The following is a 17,535-nucleotide window of genomic DNA, read 5'->3' on the forward strand; positions in this document are numbered from 1 at the left end:
AACTTTCAGTTCATACTAGTTGTTATGATCCTATGATAAATTATAGGTGAATCAGATAGGAGGATAAGTATGAACGAAGAAAGATATTATTTAGTTGAAGCAAAGTGTGGTCATGTTGGAAGAAGTAATTATATTGTAAAAACATTTGCAGTAAAAGCAGATTCAGGTAAAAAAGCCGCAAAATTTACTAGACAAATCCCGCGAGTTAAACATCATTTAAAATCAGCCATCGTTTCTACTAAGCAAGTTTCTGAGAATGATTATTACCAGCAAATACAACGAAATAATAATGATCCATACTTTATGTCTACAAACAAACAGCAGCAAAATAGATTGTGTGAAGATTTACATAGTGAGATAAAAGAATTAGAAAAGTTCACTGAAACACCTAATTCAAAAAGAAAATCTGTACGATACAGGTTAAGAAAAATACAATTACAAATGGAAACTTATGGAGGATCCAACTATGGAAGATTACAAAGAATATGATTTAGACTCACTATACGAAAAACACTTTCAAGAATATATAACTTTGATGACTTACAACCGTAATAATGCGGTTGTTCGTCATCAAGTCTATTACTTTCTTCTAGTGAATGGTATAATTAATATTGACATGCTAAAAACTGAACAAATAGTACCTTTGATTCAATTAAAAGATTATTATGCAAATATGACTAAAGATAATCTTGAAGTTGACTGGGAACAACTAGAAATATTTAGAAAAAAATGTAAAGATAAGTACAATGAAGTAAACAAAGTTCATTATGTTGAAGAACACTTCGCAGAAGATTTAATACTACTAAACAAAGAATTAGAGTACTTTTATGGTAAAGGCGAAATTCAAAGTCATAATGACTTTTTAAAAAAACTTAAAAACTACAAAGGGGATGAGTAATATGGATTTTACAAAATATGTAAAAAATGAGGCAAAGCCGTTACCGGTAATTTTACTACTTGACACGAGTGGCTCAATGCATGGAGAAAAAATTATTACTATGAATCATGCAGTTAAAGAGATGATTAATGATTTCCAAAATCAACGTCTCACAGAAGTTCGACTACAAGTTGCTATTATAACTTTTGGTGGTAGTGCTAACTTGCACCTAGACTTAAAAAATGTGAATGAAATTAATTACAAGGATTTTTCTGCATCAGGTATGACGCCATTAGGAGCAGCACTTAATATTGCCGTTTCTTTAATTAATGATAAAGAGAAAGTTACTAGTAAAGGGTATAAACCAACGGTAATATTAGTGTCAGATGGAATGCCAAATGACGCATGGGAACAGCCTTTAAATAATTTTCTTGAAAATAAACGATCATCAAAATGTGAAAGATGGGCACTAGGTATTGGTAATGATGTAGATAAAGAGATGTTAAAGCAGTTTTTAAATGATCCTGAGAAACCTGTCTTTGATGCCAGTCAAGCTAAAGAGATTTCATCATTCTTTAAGTTTGTTACTATGTCAACGATTGCTCGATCACAAAGTGTTAATCCAAATGAATCAATAGACTTGGAAGAACTTTCTGAGATATTTAAAAAAGACAAACCTAACTTCGAGTTTTAATCATGCTTGTTAATGCCTATGGAGCATCTATTAAAGGGGAATTCCATAAAAAAAACAAACTCCCTAATCAAGATGCTTATCTAATACACAAACATAAACAGTATACACTAGTCGTTGTATGCGATGGATTAGGTTCAAAAAAACATTCGAAACGTGGAAGTAAAAAATTATCAAAAGCATTTAAGAAAGAAGTAAAACGTTTTTATAATCAACAAAAATTTGACTTTTCATTTTTGATTAAAAACGTTGCGAAAAGATGGGAACGAAGCCTATTTCCGTTTAAGGCACGTGATAGTGATACCACGTGCCTATTTGCGTTGATTAGTTCAAAAAACATATTAATGGCTCAAATCGGAGATGGACTAATAGTTTTTAAATCAAAAAATGGCGCAGTTATAATAAAAGAAGACTCAAATGACTTTACAAATGAGACACAAACTTTTAATAAAAGTAGCATTAATCAATGGACAGTAAAATCAATTAAACCTAATGCATATGAAGACTTGTCATTATTATTATGTACTGATGGCATCGGTAATGATCTTAAAATAGAACATCTTGATGATTTCATTGGTGATTTAGTTCAGACAATTCAAACAAAAGAAACAAATCAAAACAAAACACTTGTTAAAATAATTTCTAACTGGCCAAACAAATTTAGTACAGATGATAAAACAATAGTGGTGGTGAATATAAATGGATGATTTAAAAGTCCCGAATAAGATTCAAGAGCAAAATGATTATACTATTTATCTAGATAAAATCATTGGTCGCGGTGGTCAAGGGGCTGTTTTTCGAACTAAAGAGCAAAATCTAGCTGTAAAGTTTCTATTGAAAAATAACAATATTGTGGAAAACGAAAAACAATATTTAGATTATCAGGATAAAATTGAAAGAGTTATGGCACTTAGGTTAGATGAGGATATTAACATTTGTAAACCTTTATCTTTACTGAAGCCCCCAATGTGTGGATATGTAATGAAATTACTTAGTGATTTGGTTCCTACATCACATTTAATTTATGCAAATGAAGATGATTTTAGTGAATTTTACATGAAAACTCAAGGCTTAAAGAAGAGAGTTGAAGTTTTATTAGAACTATCTAGAACACTATCACGTTTACATAGTAAAGGAATAGTATATGGAGACTTGTCCCCTAACAATGTGTTTTATTCAACAACAGACATGTACTCAAAGGTATGGCTGATTGATGCTGATAATATGAGGTTAATGCTTGATAGCAAATCAAGTATTTTTACACCAGGCTTTGCAGCCCCGGAAATAGAACATAGAATTACAACGAATACAATATTTAGCGATAGTTTCTCATTCGCGCTTATGGCTTTCAAAATATTATTTTCATTATCCCCATTAACAGATAGTATAGATGAATCTATAAGCAGCATAGGTTGGGATGCTTCAATTCTTAGTAAAAATGATAATATCAAAGTAAATGAGAAAAAGTGGCTCGGTGATGTATTTGAAATAGATAGTGAACCTATGATTTTTATTCGCTCTTTAATTACACAAGATTTATATAATTTGTTTCAACAAATATTTACAGAACCAGGACTTAAACTACCAGAAACCAGACCAACTATGCGTAAATGGTATGATGAATTTTTAAAGTTATATGAAAAAATCACGCAGTGTGATTGTGGTCAAACTATAGCAGTAACTTCATCGAAATGCCCATTTTGCAATACAAATCATGATACCGCAGGATTTATGTCAGTTTTTAACTACAAACCAATTGATATAGATTTTTTAAATAGTTATTTAGAAGATTCGGATAGTCCAGATACATTTTATCCTAATGGTGTTATTAGTGAAAATCATAAAACCCAAATAGTACAAGATTTGAAATTTCAATTAGTACGAAATTTACCAGTATATCCAGGCTATAAGCTATATAATTTCCACATTGATGACCTTACAATTACTAAAACACCCGAACTGTTATTTAGTATTCAAGTTACTGAACGCGCTTTAATTTTGAAACTTGACTCCAACTCAAAATTAGAGTACCTAACCTCGAAAAGCAAATTTAATAATAACGAGATAAGCTTAGAATTTAACAAAGATCATGTATTTAAATATGTTTGTCCTGACACGAAATCCACAAAGTTGATAAGGTTAAAATACGATGTTAAATAAACTTCCTACTATCTCGTTTGAAATAGATGCTATTAGATCTTTGTCTAAAAAAAGTGCTTTTAAATTTGTAAAGATTAACGGAGAAATATATGTATCTGATTTTAATCAACAAGAATTTCTCCCTATAAGAGTAACACAAGAATTAAACCAAGATGTTAAGACGTTTATTACTTGTAATAGTAATCATTTTTCGAAAATAGTAAATTATGATAATAGAAGGAATAAGTTTATAGTCGAGGTAACTAAAGTTGCAGATATAAAGAATGTTGCTGATTTTACACTTTTTACAGCGGATAACTCAATTAAAGATAATGATTTTTTACTAGATACAATTAATGAGCAAAAGATAATGTTAGTGGCAACTTCGATTTTCAATGATGAGAACGAGGGAAATTTTCATATTATATCTTTTAATTCACCATATAGGATATTTGATGTAAACCTTAAAACTATGTTTATAAAACATGATGATGCACAGAAAAATTATTTTGAGCTCAAAATGAGATCGAAACCATTTAGTAAACCAGAGGATTATCGTTATGTACTTGTATGCGGAAATATTCAACTTTCAGATTCAAAGAAAGCCGTAAACTCTGCAGAAGTAAATACAATAAATTCTATAAAAAGTGATATGACATATTATTTAAATTTATGGAACAAGTATAACGAAAAGGAAAAAATTAATAGTTTCGAAATTATTAAAACCTTCCGTTACGTAAAAATATCTTCTTATCAAATTGAAAAAGATACAGTAGTTTTTTACTTTGATGAGATTAACTTTAATAGAATAAAATCATATTATGGAAGAGTATTAATTTTTGGGTATGAAACATTAGAAGAATTATCCAATTACAAAGACTTTAACGAGTATTTTATTAAAGAGAAAGATTTTAATGAATTTCCTAAATCATCTTTTAACGAAAAAGATATAAACGAGATGAATAAATCGATTAAAGTCAAAGTAGATAGTATTAAAGCTTTTGATAATAATGAATATAATACAATTTCAATGTCTTTAATTGGCGATGCAATCATGTTTAGGAGAAGAGAACTTGCAAGTAAGAAGATTATGGCAGGACTATCTGGAATTGTAAATATTCATACCTGGTTTACTGATAACCCTTTGCCACAAAATAGAGTTAATGAAAAAGAAAATATTCATATTAATCATAGTATTCTAAAACAGACTAATCTAACAAACAATCAGTTAGAAGCTATTAAAATAATATGTGAAACACCAGACATTGCTATTATTCAAGGGCCACCAGGAACCGGGAAAACGACTGTAATAAATGAAGCGATAATCCAATTAAACACATATCATAAATCAAACAAGCATGGTCAGCCTAATAATTTAGTTTCTGGTTTTCGTCATGAAACTGTTCAAAATCTTACTGACAAAATCCGAATTTATGACCTTCCTTCGTTAAAGTTAGGCAAAAAGCAAAGTGATGACGAGTTAAGTAATCAAAAAATTGAAAAGCAAGTCATAGACTATACTAATGAACTATTTGATTTTTTGAATGAAAAATATAAGGATTTGGTAGATTCTGATGAAGATTATAAAGCTTTTAATAAACTTAAAGTTGATTATGAAATGTACACACAGGGTCATGATAGTACCATAGAAATGCTTGATAAGTTGAAAACATTTAAGATTTTAAGTTTAAAACCGGGGACAATCTTTAAAATTAACAACTTTATTGATCAAATAAATAAGAGACAAAAAGCATCAAAAAAAAATGAACTCTTCCTAAATTTTTTATATAAAATTCCAAATTCCAAAATTGCGTATGATGATTTAAAAATGGTCATTGAATTAGAACTAACAGATTTTAAAGATGATAGTGAATTTACTGAAGACGTATTAAAAATTGCTCAGTTGATTAATTTACAGGAAATAGATTTCAACAAATTAAGTAATCTGGTTAGAAAGTTAATAATAAAATATTCTCCAAAGCCTAAAATATTTTCCACTTTTAAAGAAAAAGATGAAATAATTAGTTTTCTCAATGATCTTAATCATACTTTAACGATCGAAAGAATGCAAAAACATGGCGGAGAAAAAGTTGCTATTCTAGAGTATATTAATAGTTTGAATGAAAACCCATTGCTCATACAAGAAACCTTGCTTAAATACATCAAAGTTATTGGGGCAACCAATCAACAATCAGTATCAAAAGCAATTTATAACAATTTAACTGAAACTTCCAATATTACTTTTGATAATGTATTTATTGATGAAGCCGCTACAAGCACGCCATTAGATTTATTTATTCCAATGGCTATTGCAAAAGAAAAAATCATATTAGTTGGCGATCATAAACAGTTACCAAATATAACTAGTGATGAAATTGTATCAGCAATTGAGGCAGATCTTGCAACGAGTGAAGATGTCGGAGAGCGTATAAAAAAAGAGTTAAAAGAAAGTTTATTTGAACATTTATTTTTTAAAGCTAAAGCTTTAGAAAAAGTTGATGGAATAAAAAGAACTATCACCTTGGACACGCAATTTAGAATGCATCCTAAATTAGGTGAATTTGTTAGTGATGAATTTTATCGTGAAGAAGGTGGTATTAAATCCATAATTCCAGCGAAGATCTTCGAACACAATTATGCTAACCTTAATAATGCTTTTGCACATTGGATTGATGTTCCTTATGTGCCTAAACAAATATATAAAAAGGACAAATCCCGTAAAAACACTCAAGAAGCAATAGAGATTGCAAAGCATATTAAAAAGGCTTTAGAAGCAAATAAAGAACAAAAAATAAGTATTGGTGTTATCACACTTTACAGACCTCAAGTTAATGAAATTCGAAATGAGTTAAAAAACTTCGATATAATCAAATCTGATGATACGATTCATGATAAATACGTTAATTTAACTTTAGAATATGGTACTGTTGACGCTTTTCAAGGTAAAGAGTTTGATATTGTTTACTTATCGATAGTATTCACAGAAGACCCTAATAAGCGTATCAAAAATTATAGTAGACTACTGAATGTAAACTTGTTAAATGTTGCATTTAGTAGACAAAAAAAGTGTTTAATTGTTGTTGGTAATAAGTCTCTATTTAAAGATGTTAAAGCAGCTAATCATGTTCCATCACTAGTAAAATTTCTTGAAATGGTCGAGGGGAGGATAAGGTAAATGGGAATTCCAATAATATATCATTCGAGTGCTATTAAATCCTTAGAGTCAAGTGAAGATAATAGTTCCAACAATATTTTAAGAGAATTTTTTGTTATTCCTGTTTATCCAATCAAAGTTGTATTAAGTTATAGCAATACTCCAGAGATTAATCATTTTCAAAGAGGTGTCTTGTCGCTATTATTAAAAGATTATTTTACTAAAGATGAGATAGCTGATATGTTACATTTGAACATTGAACTTGTTAATCTAATCTTAAACGAACTGTTAGATAATGGTTATTTGGATTCAGAGAGCAAAGTTACGGTTACTGGAAGAGAGGTTTTAACTGGAACGTATAGTACCATTGAATCCACTGTCAGATATGTTTTTTACGATTTAGTTCGCGATCAAATATTCGAGCAAAATGTATCATTAAATGATTTGAACTTTTGTTATTCACATGACAATAAATCAATTAAAGTTAGTACGGATGCTTTTGATAAAAATATAGTGTTCTATACCCAAAAATCTATAAACCAATTATTACCTAATTCCAATCAAATAGAACGCTTATTGAGGAAAAAGTGGAGTAACTCTAAGTTTAATGATAAACGCTTAACATATATAAACATTATTGGTTTTGAAAAAAAACATTATTTATTATCAATGATTGAGACAGAAGTTGGTAATATATACGCAAGTAATTGGAAAGTAAAAGATCCTTTTGCGGATCAAATTGATCAAGAGTTACAAGTTTACTTCGAAAAAAAATATTATGAAGACATTGACTTTAGTGATTTTATCAAAAATTTAATGAAGCGAAGAGTTGACAGAAGTAAAATCAAATCGGGCAATGAAATCGAAAAACGTATTCAAATGAAGCTGTTTAATAAACCTATTAGAACGGAAGACTCGGTTATTATTGGACCCCTTGCTCAAATAATTGTAGTTTTTAGGGATTATTCTAACATTAAACTTAACAAATTTATATATATCAACAAACAAGAAATACTACGTAAAGCACATCTTCATTTAGCGGATTTGTTTGAGTATGTTTTATATCTAGCAGCGCAACATAGTGGCTTTAACTTCAAGAATAGTTTACTATCTAACAAAGATAATAATCAAATTCTCATATCTAATATTGCAAAGCAAATTGGATTTAATGTTACATCAGATTGTTACAAAATATTATCTCATGGGAAAAAAGCAATTACCAAAATAATAAGTCATCCAAACAAAGCTGTTATAGGTAGCTGTATAGTACTGAATTTACTAATAGCAGATAATGACTATAATTACTTTTTCCATGATTTTGCAAAAAGAAATCCCAATTTTTTACAGCAAATGTATGAGTATAAACGTAAATACCGAGATACAACACGTCATTCACTTTCTGAAATTAATATTAAACCGAGTGACTATATTGATACATTGTTTGATTTGATAGAAAGTGCACTTGGATACAAACTTAATAGACAAGAACTAGATGAGTTATCACAAGGTCATAGCTATTTATTTGATTATTCTTCCAGCGAAGAAGAAATCAAAAAAGTGCTGGGCTATCATTTGTTTTACTCTTTTGATAAAACACATATAAAGTTTAAACAAACACTGATAACAGCTTACGATAACTATTTATATAAGAATAATGCCTATATAACAGAACTAAGATCAATTTTTGAAGATTTACTCTCAAATCTATTAAATGAGTTAGTTTCTAAAATACACTTAAAAAGTATTGTAGTTGATGAAACTATAAACAGTGGTTTAGACTTTAAAGAAATGCTTGATTCATTAAATTATATGACAAGTCTTAAAGAAGAAATACCGATTAAATTTGAAGAGGCATTAACCGTTCCAAAGAACTTAAATCAGATTATAAATAATGGTCTAAGAGATAAGTTCGCCAAAACCAACTTAAGGTTTAAGGTTCAATGTCTTAATATTTTATTGTTTAATTATAAAGAATTACAAAAAATATTTGGTGTAAAAGAGTTAGCAATTCCAAATCTATTTACAACCTATATAAGTATTATGTATTTAGATAAAGAACATAAACAACAATTCGAGTTCAATCAAGATTACGCCGATGTTATTATTAAAGAAAGTTTTGAAACTATAAAGGGATTAATAGATCTAAATTTAATAAATCTATGGAGGGATACTAAATAATATGGCAGCTAAAAAAAATGAAAATATAGAAATTCAAAAAGAGTTAACAGCTAAAGATTTACAAAAAATGAAACAAGATTTAGTTAATCATTATAATAAGGAATTTGAAGATTTGGGTAGATTAAGAGAAAGTATTTTACTTGAAAAAGAAAAAGTAATTATTGAAAAAAGCAATAATATTCTACGTTTAGATAAAGAACTTAGTTTGCTTAAAGAAAAACAGTCTAGCTTCAATCTTTCTTTACAAGCTGAGTTAGTTAATAAAAATGAAAAATTAAACAAAGCATACTCTGATAAAATTGCATCCTTAAATCAAGAGTTAGAAAAACTATATAAAGTATCAATTGATCGAATTGAAAAAGAGACGAAAAATGTTAGAGAACACCTTGCAAAATTTGTAGAAAAGAACGCAGATAATTTAACACAAGAGTTTCTTAAACTTTCAGATAGTTATACTAAACTTTATGATTCAAGAAAGCAATTAATTGATACCGAACTTAATCATTTAATCAAAACAAGAGAAGACTTAGAAGTAAAAATGCAACAATATGTTGACATAGATGCCCAAAAAGAAAAATTAAAATACGACGAGAATCTGTTGAACCGCAGAAAAAATCAATTAGAAAATCAAATAGATAACGAAGTTGAAAAAAGACATAAAGATATTCTGATTGAATTAAATAGATATAAAGAGATTTCAAAAGATTATGAAGATCGTCTTTCTGCTTTACAAAACGAACACGATAGAATTATAGAAAAATATACCTCTACAGAAAACATTGAAAAGGTTGAACTGAAAAAAGAAAACATTCAGCTAAAAAAAGAAAAACAAAAGTTAGTTGATAAGTATGCAGGATTCACAGATCAAAACTTCAATGAGATTCAAGTTAGGGCGAAGCAAGCCTATATTTTACAAGATGATTTTAATAGCCTACAAGAAGCGTATAATAAAGTTAATCAAGAACTTTTTAGACTTAAAAACGAAGCGCAATCTATTGATACATTAAAGTTTCAAAATGAAACACTCACTATGCGTATAAATACAGAGCGTTTACATTTAGCCCAATTAAAAGATGAACTTTCAAATTTAAAACTTAGACTAGATAATGAGCTTGTTAAAAATACAGCTTCCGAAAGTATCGAAGAACCTCTAAAAGAGTTTAGAAACTTTAAAACAAATGAAAATACCTCTATAAATGAGGTGGAATGGATTAAGAAGATTCAATCTGACTGTGAAGCATCTGGATTTAAGTTCTCTGAAAGATTATTTTATTCCTTCCATACAAGTCTAAAAACAAGTGATATGTCCCCACTGACAGTTTTAGCTGGTGTAAGTGGAACAGGTAAATCAAAGTTACCACAATTGTACTCTAGATTTGGAGGTCTGTATTTTTTATCATTACCTGTCCAACCAGATTGGGATAGTCCTCAGTCTTTATTTGGTTATTTCAATAGTATTGAGAAGAGATTTAATTCGACTACTTTATTAAGAGCATTAGTCGCGTTTCAAAAAGATAAATCAGAATCCGAAACAAAAGACAACATTCTAGATTTGTCTGATAAGGTTTTAATAGTTTTACTCGATGAGATGAACTTAGCTCACGTAGAACTGTATTTTAGTGATTTGTTATCAAAACTTGAAGAACGTCGTGGAGAAGATAAGGAAATTTCCTTTGAGGTAGATTTAGGTGCTAAAAATGGAAAGTATCATGTTTATTTAACAAGTAACGTTTTATGGGCAGGAACAATGAATGAAGATGAAACAACAAAATCACTTTCAGATAAAGTTATTGATAGAGGTAACGTTATTTCGTTTCCAAGACCAACTAAATTTGAATCATATAATCAAAATCATTTAAAACCTATGGCGGCTAAAATTGATAAAAAGGTTTGGGAAGATTGGATTAATTGCAAGGCCAATATTAAATCCGAATTTATTGAAAAATATAAAGAAATTGTTTTAGACATTAATAAGCATTTAAGAAAAGCAAATAGAGCATTAGGTCATCGTGTTTGGCAATCTATCGAAAACTATTTGATTTCACACCCATTAGTAATGAAAAACCAAGAAAGTAATGACGAAAAATTGATTAAAGCATTAAATTATGCGTTTGAGGAAGCCTTGGTTCATAAAGTCATCACTAAGCTAAGAGGAATTGAAACTGAAGGAAAGCTAAGATCTTCGTGTTTAGACCCAATTAAAAACGTAATTGATGAGCATGCTAGTACATTATCATCTGATTTTGAGTATGCATTACAATCTATCACAGGAACATTTATTTGGGACTCTTCTGAGTATTTAAATATTAACTATGAGTTGGAGGGATAGCTTGGACAAAAGAATCGATTTATTGTTTGATTTGAAGACAAAGGATATAGAGCGATTAAGTAAAATTATCTCCTTTTTTACTGTTTCACATATTGAAAATAGTTTAGCCTATAAAGATCCCGTAACTCATGCACCCTTAGAAGACTTGGGTAAAAATTATATGAATCGATTTATTGATTTGTTAAGTGACATGGAGACACCTTTGCCTTACTTTATTGATGATTATGAGGATTTGTTTAATTATGTTGAACTCCATATTAAAAATATACTAAATAATCCCCATAAAAAATTAGTTAAAGAAAGTCACATGGTTCATACTAGTAAATTAAAAATGATTGACGCGAAATCATTTCGTTGGCTTGGTCCTAAACCTGGAAACAGTTTTAAGGAGAAGTTGGCGAATTCTCCAAAAGTAAAAGCTTCAAAAAAATTGTATACATTAGATGTTAAAGAGAATCAGGTTGTATATAATTTTTTTGAACAATATGATGTGTTGGCAAAGAATAAAATTAAAATCATCAATGATTTACCAGAAATTTTTGGAGAGTCAAGATTAGAAAGTCCAAGTGTAATTGAAAGAATGAGTCGTTTAAACAAAACAAGACGGCAATTAAAAACTATTTTAGAAAATGTAACATCCAAACATCATGTAACACCGAATAATGCGTTGATCGGTAATAGGCACTATTCCGCTGTTTGGAGAGGTTATAGAGCACTTAGAAACTTAAATGAAGAACATAATATTAAACTAGAAGATATTGAATCGAGTGGTAAAAGAATGATTTATCATTTTATACTTTTAACACTAATGAGTACAAAAGAAGTAGCATTCGTTGAAAAAACTGGAAATTTACTAAGAGATGACTTCTTGGAGTACATTGTTTATGTAAAAAAAGACACTGCTATAGATTTATATTTTGTTACCTCTTCTAGCGATGGCATTATTATAAAAATTAAGCATTACAACTTAGAAAATCGAAAATACCATTTTAAAAATGATTCAGAGTATAATTTGAAAATTGATTTTAAAGCGGTTTATCATGAAAATAGAGGAATCCCATTTACATTAAACTATAATAATCAATTTTCATCACATTATCTTGATTGTAATGGATTATACGAACTAAGTAAGATGGTCTTAAATATTTTGGGAATTGATTTTAACGTTAAAGAAAAGCAAAACATAAATAAGCTTGATGCTAGCTATATCGCCATAAATGACTTTTCGAATAATGTGTATGGTACTAATGAATCTGCTTCTTTAATAGTCTCACAAATGGTTGGAGAAAAAAGGATTAACGGTACTTTTGCGATTGAACCAAATGAATTGTTTTTCATTGATAATAATCGTATGTTTTTTTCAAACTCGTATAAAAATACAAGTACGTATGAAAATTATTTAAAAGTTTTGAAAGAGCGATTAAATCCGCTTAATAATAATTACATTATTTATGATGTTAAAGACATTTACGACGAATTTAGTTCAAATAAACTTAGGCATTTATATCATACTATGCTTCCTAATAGTTATCCTGTATGGAAATCAATTTTAGCAGCTGAATCAGTTAAAGATAAAGGTTGGTTTAACTATGTAGTAGATGTTACTGGAGATGATTTTTACATAGTAAAATTAGAATGTAAAAAGAGTAGATACATTCATGTTGGCCCTGAAGAAATTGATTTTTATACAGATATAGTTACCGAGTATGACATTTTAATCAAATACATCGAGCTATATTCTGACAAACATGATATTAATGTATCATTATCAGCTAAAAATTCTATTGTTCGTAGTGGTTTATTGAACAAGGTGTTTATGGAAAAGCCAGTAGAACCCCTTGTTTTTATGAGTGGATCAGAACTAAGTCCTGACGTCATTACTATCGGATTTGATAATGATTGTTATAGAGAAATAAAAAAAGACATAAAAGAGTTTATTAATCATGTGAATGCCAAACTGAGTAACTTCAATGCTTTGTTTATATTACCTGTATTTTTAAATATGCCAAGTGAAAAATATAATACTGTGAACTCAGATGATTTGGTTAAAGGCGCTCAGGTTATACAAGAACGATTATCTACTAATCAAGTTTGCTGGTATGAGAAACTCCCCGATTTAAGTCTGGAAGTCATAAAGAATGGTCAATATGAAACTCTCGACTTAATAAAGAGTAATGAAACTAGTAATATAATTGGGAAACGAAACAGATTTACCATAAAAGATACATTCACTTTATCAAAAGAAGTGAGTAGTTTTCATTTGCCACTTATTAAATCATTTATAGGCGTTGATAATATAGACGTTGAAGCTGAACTTAAACATCCATCATTTCCGCTGAAAGAAGACATTGAGTTTAAACTGATATTAGAATATTCATACGGACTGCCAAATAGCTATGAACTTATATTTATACCTATAAAAGAGAACCCGTTGTTTGACAAAATATTAGCAAATTGGAAAGCCACCTCGAAAACTGGTGAAATTATAGCGCCTATTATCATAGATGTAGATTATGATGAAAATCAGGCATTAAGAGAATTTAATTATTTAAGTAAAGATGCAACTTATGACCAACCAATCATTAAGATTTTTAAAGCAAATAAAATAAAAGATATCAAAAATGCAACTAATATTATAAATAGATTTTCAAACAAGGTTCAAAGACTATATGCTTTTAATAAAAAATTAGGTGAAGCTATAATTTTAAAAGCTGAAGAATCGGGTTTAACAAGTAGATTGGAAAATTACATTTATAATCCAGACATGTTTGGTTTTTCTTCGAACATTTTTGATTATAATGAAATACAGTTTAGAACAGCTTGCGAAGAGTTATATTCTATAATTGGCTCTAAGTTTAAAATTGCACTTCTTAATAATAAATATGTATATCCAGAATCGAACTTTGGTAGAATTTTTGCTCACACCACAGATGACCCCAAAGTCATTGATTTTGCATATCAAAATTTAATCATTACTGTAAATAGTGGAGTAAATATAGGAAATCCAAAATTAAAAGAGCATTTGACAAGATTTACTGCGGCTACTGCGGTTAAGCACGATGTTTTAATAGATTTATTCGAAGTTAATTCAAACTATGTATATTATTTGCTTAAAACGATCATGAAGGTTCTTAATCAAATAGTTTATACTGTTAATGAAAAAAATTTTCCTAAAACTATTTTTTACATGAGTAATATCATAGAGTTAATTATTGGATTTCTCTTTTTAAGAGATCAATATGTATTTAACAATCTTAGACCTGACGGACCGGTATCGAACGAAATTATTTATTATTTAAAGAAATATAACAAAATTTACAACACTTTTTCAAGTAAATGGAATAATTCATTAAGTAGTAAACCGAGAACGTTAAAATCAAAATATAGAATGATTTACGATGGTAAACCGGAACAACTTTATAACGTTAACAATGAGATATATTGTTTAATATTATTCTTATCGGGTGATGATAGAGCTAACTTAATTACGATAGAAAGTAGTGGATAAATGGATCAATATTATGATAATTTTGTGGCTTTAGAGAATGATATAAGAAACTCCAACAATCTTAGAAAAATTTCCAGTTATTTTAAGAATAAAGAGTATGTGTATGTGTTTGTAAATCAAATAGAAATTCTTAAAAAGAATTTGAAATCTATTAAACTATTAGTTCAGAATGGCTTGTTTGAAGATGCAATGACTATTTTCAGGAAATATATAGAGACATATCTGTCAATGACTGTAATTATTGTTCACCCGAAATTAGTTAAGGAATTTTTGAAGCATAACATGTGGATTGGACAAAGAGCCTGTAATGAGAATATGAAAGAAATCAGAAGAATAATTAGTAGTAATGTTCAAGGTTATTTAGAGTATGGGTATTTAGCTAGTTTAGAAGGGGTGAGAAATAGAAATGGGGCTTACACAGTTCGCAGTTTGTCTATAGCCGCTAACTTAACTGATTACTATGAGTTGTTTAGAAAATCCAGTAACTTTGTACACAATAATTTAGCTTCAACAACATATAGTATTAATGAAGGAATTACATCATTAGATAATTGGTTAAAAGATACTATAGTCATTTTAGAAACTAATATCAGCAAAATATTAGATAGGTGCTGAATTCAACTTTTTTGAGTATATAAGATAATTAATCGGAACTATTATTATAACAAACTTTGATACACAATCTTAAAGGAGATAAGTTATGAACAAAGTATTCAATTCAATAAAATTAATTAATTTTAAACTATTTTGGGCTTTAATGATATTGGCTATTATGCCAACTATTTATCTAACGGTACGTGTTAATTTTTTAGGAGATTTACCTATTGATTGGGGGTTTAATATTGCTTCTCAATTAGCCTGGATTCATTTACTCTATGAGGTGATTCAAGAAGCCTTATTGTTACCACTATTTTTTATACTTGGATTATCTTTAGTTAACAAGAAGGAGTTTGAAAATAAAGTTAGAACTGGGTTATTGTTTACTTTTATAATCTATAGTGTTTTAGCTTTATTAGTTATTGTTTTTGCAAGAGAGTTAACTGTCTTTATGCAGCAACAACCATCACTTATAGATGCAACAGTATCTTTTATTCGCTTAGAAACTTTATCAAGTATTTTTTATACATTGTTTAAGTTTGCGATGATCGTTTTAATCAGTTTGAATAAAGATAAATACTTATATGCCATACTTGCAGTTCAAATGATTTTAACGATTTTACTAGACACCTTTTTAATAAGCCAATTAAGTGTATCTTTAAACTTAGGTGTTAATGGAATAGCGGTCACAAATATTATTGTTAATATCGTTTTATTAGTGATTACTTTTGTCTTATTAAAAAGAGAGTCTATTCATATATTTTCAAAAAATAAACTTTCGTTTACATGGATGAAACAGTGGTTTAAAGTTGGAAGTTATTCAGGAATTGAATCACTAGTTAGAAACTTAGCATTTAGTCTTATGATCATAAGACTGATGAATGTGGTTGCAGAACAAGGTAATTTTTGGGTTGGAAATAACTTTATATGGGGATGGTTATTATTACCCGTACTAACTTTTGGAGATTTAGTTAAAAAAGAGATAGCTGAAAATAAAAATAATATTGAAAGTAATACGATAGGGTACTTTGCTGTAACAACAATATTCGTACTTATATGGTTAGTAACAATTCCATTTTGGCCTTGGTTCTTAAGAGTTGTGATGAATGTTGAAACTTATGAGACAGTATTTTATTTAGTGTTAATTCAATTATTCTTCTATATTACATTCGCGTATAATAATATTATGGATTCAACGTTTTATGGATTAGGTAAAACACATTATATGTTGTACCAATCACTAATTGTAAATACACTTGTCTATGGAACGGCATTTATTCTTTACATTACGGGTATTTTTATTCCTACCCTAACTTCAATAGCTTTCCTATTTGGAATTGGAATCTTGTTTGATATGATTCCAACGGTATATTTATATGTCTACTTATTAAGAAAAGAAAAACTAAGAATAATATAATAAAGTTACATTGTGATAGTTTTATTAATAGTTGATACTTTTAATAATGGTTGTTATAATTAATGACTAGGAGGGGATAACTCATGGAATATAATGAAGTAAAATCAAACTTAGAAAAAGAACTGAGTAAAAAAGAAACGTTAAGAAAAGAAAGGTTACTAAAAAAGCATAAACTTTATGACAAGGTTTATGCACCCGATAACAAGAAATCTGAGGAATATAAATTTTATGACACAACCTCTAATAAGTACTGTAAGCTAGAATATAAGGAACTTACAGATCAAGAATTAAACGAACTAGAGAGTCTTTCGAACGCATTAAAGCATGAACAAAACACATCAACACGTTCCGGAATTCATGTTATGGTTTATGCAGCAGGATTAATTACCTTTGCTATTGGGTTCTTTTTCGGTTTATTAGCCTTAGGTGACGATGGACTAATTGGTTTAATCATCATATCTTCTGGATTTGTATCAGGAACCTTATTCTTAGCCCTATACAAGATCTTAGAATATCTTTATGAAATTAACGAAAAGACAAAGCTTAAAGACTAAACACTAAAGACACTGTTCATTCAGTGTCTTTTTTTATATAATAGCTGTGTTCAAGAAAAGTACTGATTTCATAAATAAGGCTTTGTAATAT

The 17,535-nt window shown here is 28.8% G+C and carries 12 protein-coding genes; all 12 read left to right on the forward strand.

Annotated elements, in window-relative coordinates; all coding sequences use genetic code 11:
- The first annotated feature begins 69 nt into the window (after positions 1-69).
- Positions 70-489: a hypothetical protein gene (locus ACHAJD_RS08205; RefSeq protein WP_435585379.1), complete on the forward strand. Its 420-nt coding sequence runs from the start codon at positions 70-72 to the stop codon at positions 487-489.
- Entirely contained in the window at positions 467-898 is a 432-nt protein-coding gene (locus tag ACHAJD_RS08210; RefSeq protein ID WP_435585380.1) for a hypothetical protein, read from the forward strand. Before ACHAJD_RS08205 ends, ACHAJD_RS08210 begins: the two co-directional genes overlap by 23 nt.
- A gap of 1 nt (position 899) precedes the next feature.
- Positions 900-1,571 (forward strand): vWA domain-containing protein, encoded by a 672-nt coding sequence (locus tag ACHAJD_RS08215; RefSeq protein WP_435585381.1) that lies wholly within the window; start codon positions 900-902, stop codon positions 1,569-1,571.
- Positions 1,572-1,573: 2 nt separating this feature from the next.
- Entirely contained in the window at positions 1,574-2,275 is a 702-nt protein-coding gene (locus ACHAJD_RS08220; protein ID WP_435585382.1) for a PP2C family serine/threonine-protein phosphatase, read from the forward strand.
- The gene (locus ACHAJD_RS08225) at positions 2,268-3,728 is read left to right on the forward strand and encodes a protein kinase domain-containing protein (protein WP_435585383.1); all 1,461 of its coding nucleotides are present in this window, start codon (positions 2,268-2,270) and stop codon (positions 3,726-3,728) included. The genes ACHAJD_RS08220 and ACHAJD_RS08225 overlap by 8 nt, the downstream gene beginning before the upstream one ends.
- Positions 3,718-6,882: an AAA domain-containing protein gene (locus tag ACHAJD_RS08230; protein WP_435585384.1), complete on the forward strand. Its 3,165-nt coding sequence runs from the start codon at positions 3,718-3,720 to the stop codon at positions 6,880-6,882. The genes ACHAJD_RS08225 and ACHAJD_RS08230 overlap by 11 nt, the downstream gene beginning before the upstream one ends.
- A complete protein-coding gene (locus ACHAJD_RS08235; protein ID WP_435585385.1) occupies positions 6,883-9,039 on the forward strand; it encodes a hypothetical protein in 2,157 nt (718 codons plus the stop codon).
- A 1-nt stretch (position 9,040) separates the two neighbouring features.
- Complete coding sequence (locus tag ACHAJD_RS08240; RefSeq protein ID WP_435585386.1) at positions 9,041-11,368, forward strand: McrB family protein; 2,328 nt, start codon at positions 9,041-9,043, stop codon at positions 11,366-11,368.
- Position 11,369: 1 nt separating this feature from the next.
- The gene (locus ACHAJD_RS08245; RefSeq protein WP_435585387.1) at positions 11,370-14,876 is read left to right on the forward strand and encodes a DUF2357 domain-containing protein; all 3,507 of its coding nucleotides are present in this window, start codon (positions 11,370-11,372) and stop codon (positions 14,874-14,876) included.
- Positions 14,877-15,491, forward strand: a complete 615-nt coding sequence (locus ACHAJD_RS08250; RefSeq protein WP_435585388.1) for a DUF5677 domain-containing protein — start codon at positions 14,877-14,879, stop codon at positions 15,489-15,491.
- Between the two features lie 85 nt (positions 15,492-15,576).
- The gene (locus tag ACHAJD_RS08255; RefSeq protein ID WP_435585389.1) at positions 15,577-16,890 is read left to right on the forward strand and encodes an MATE family Na+-driven efflux transporter; all 1,314 of its coding nucleotides are present in this window, start codon (positions 15,577-15,579) and stop codon (positions 16,888-16,890) included.
- Between the two features lie 83 nt (positions 16,891-16,973).
- On the forward strand, positions 16,974-17,444 hold the full coding sequence (locus tag ACHAJD_RS08260; protein WP_435585390.1) for a hypothetical protein: 471 nt from the start codon (positions 16,974-16,976) through the stop codon (positions 17,442-17,444).
- Positions 17,445-17,535 lie beyond the last annotated feature (91 nt).

It is taken from the genome of Liberiplasma polymorphum, assembly GCF_043951795.1.
Taxonomy (GTDB): Bacteria; Bacillota_I; Bacilli_A; order Izemoplasmatales; family Izemoplasmataceae; genus Liberiplasma; species Liberiplasma polymorphum.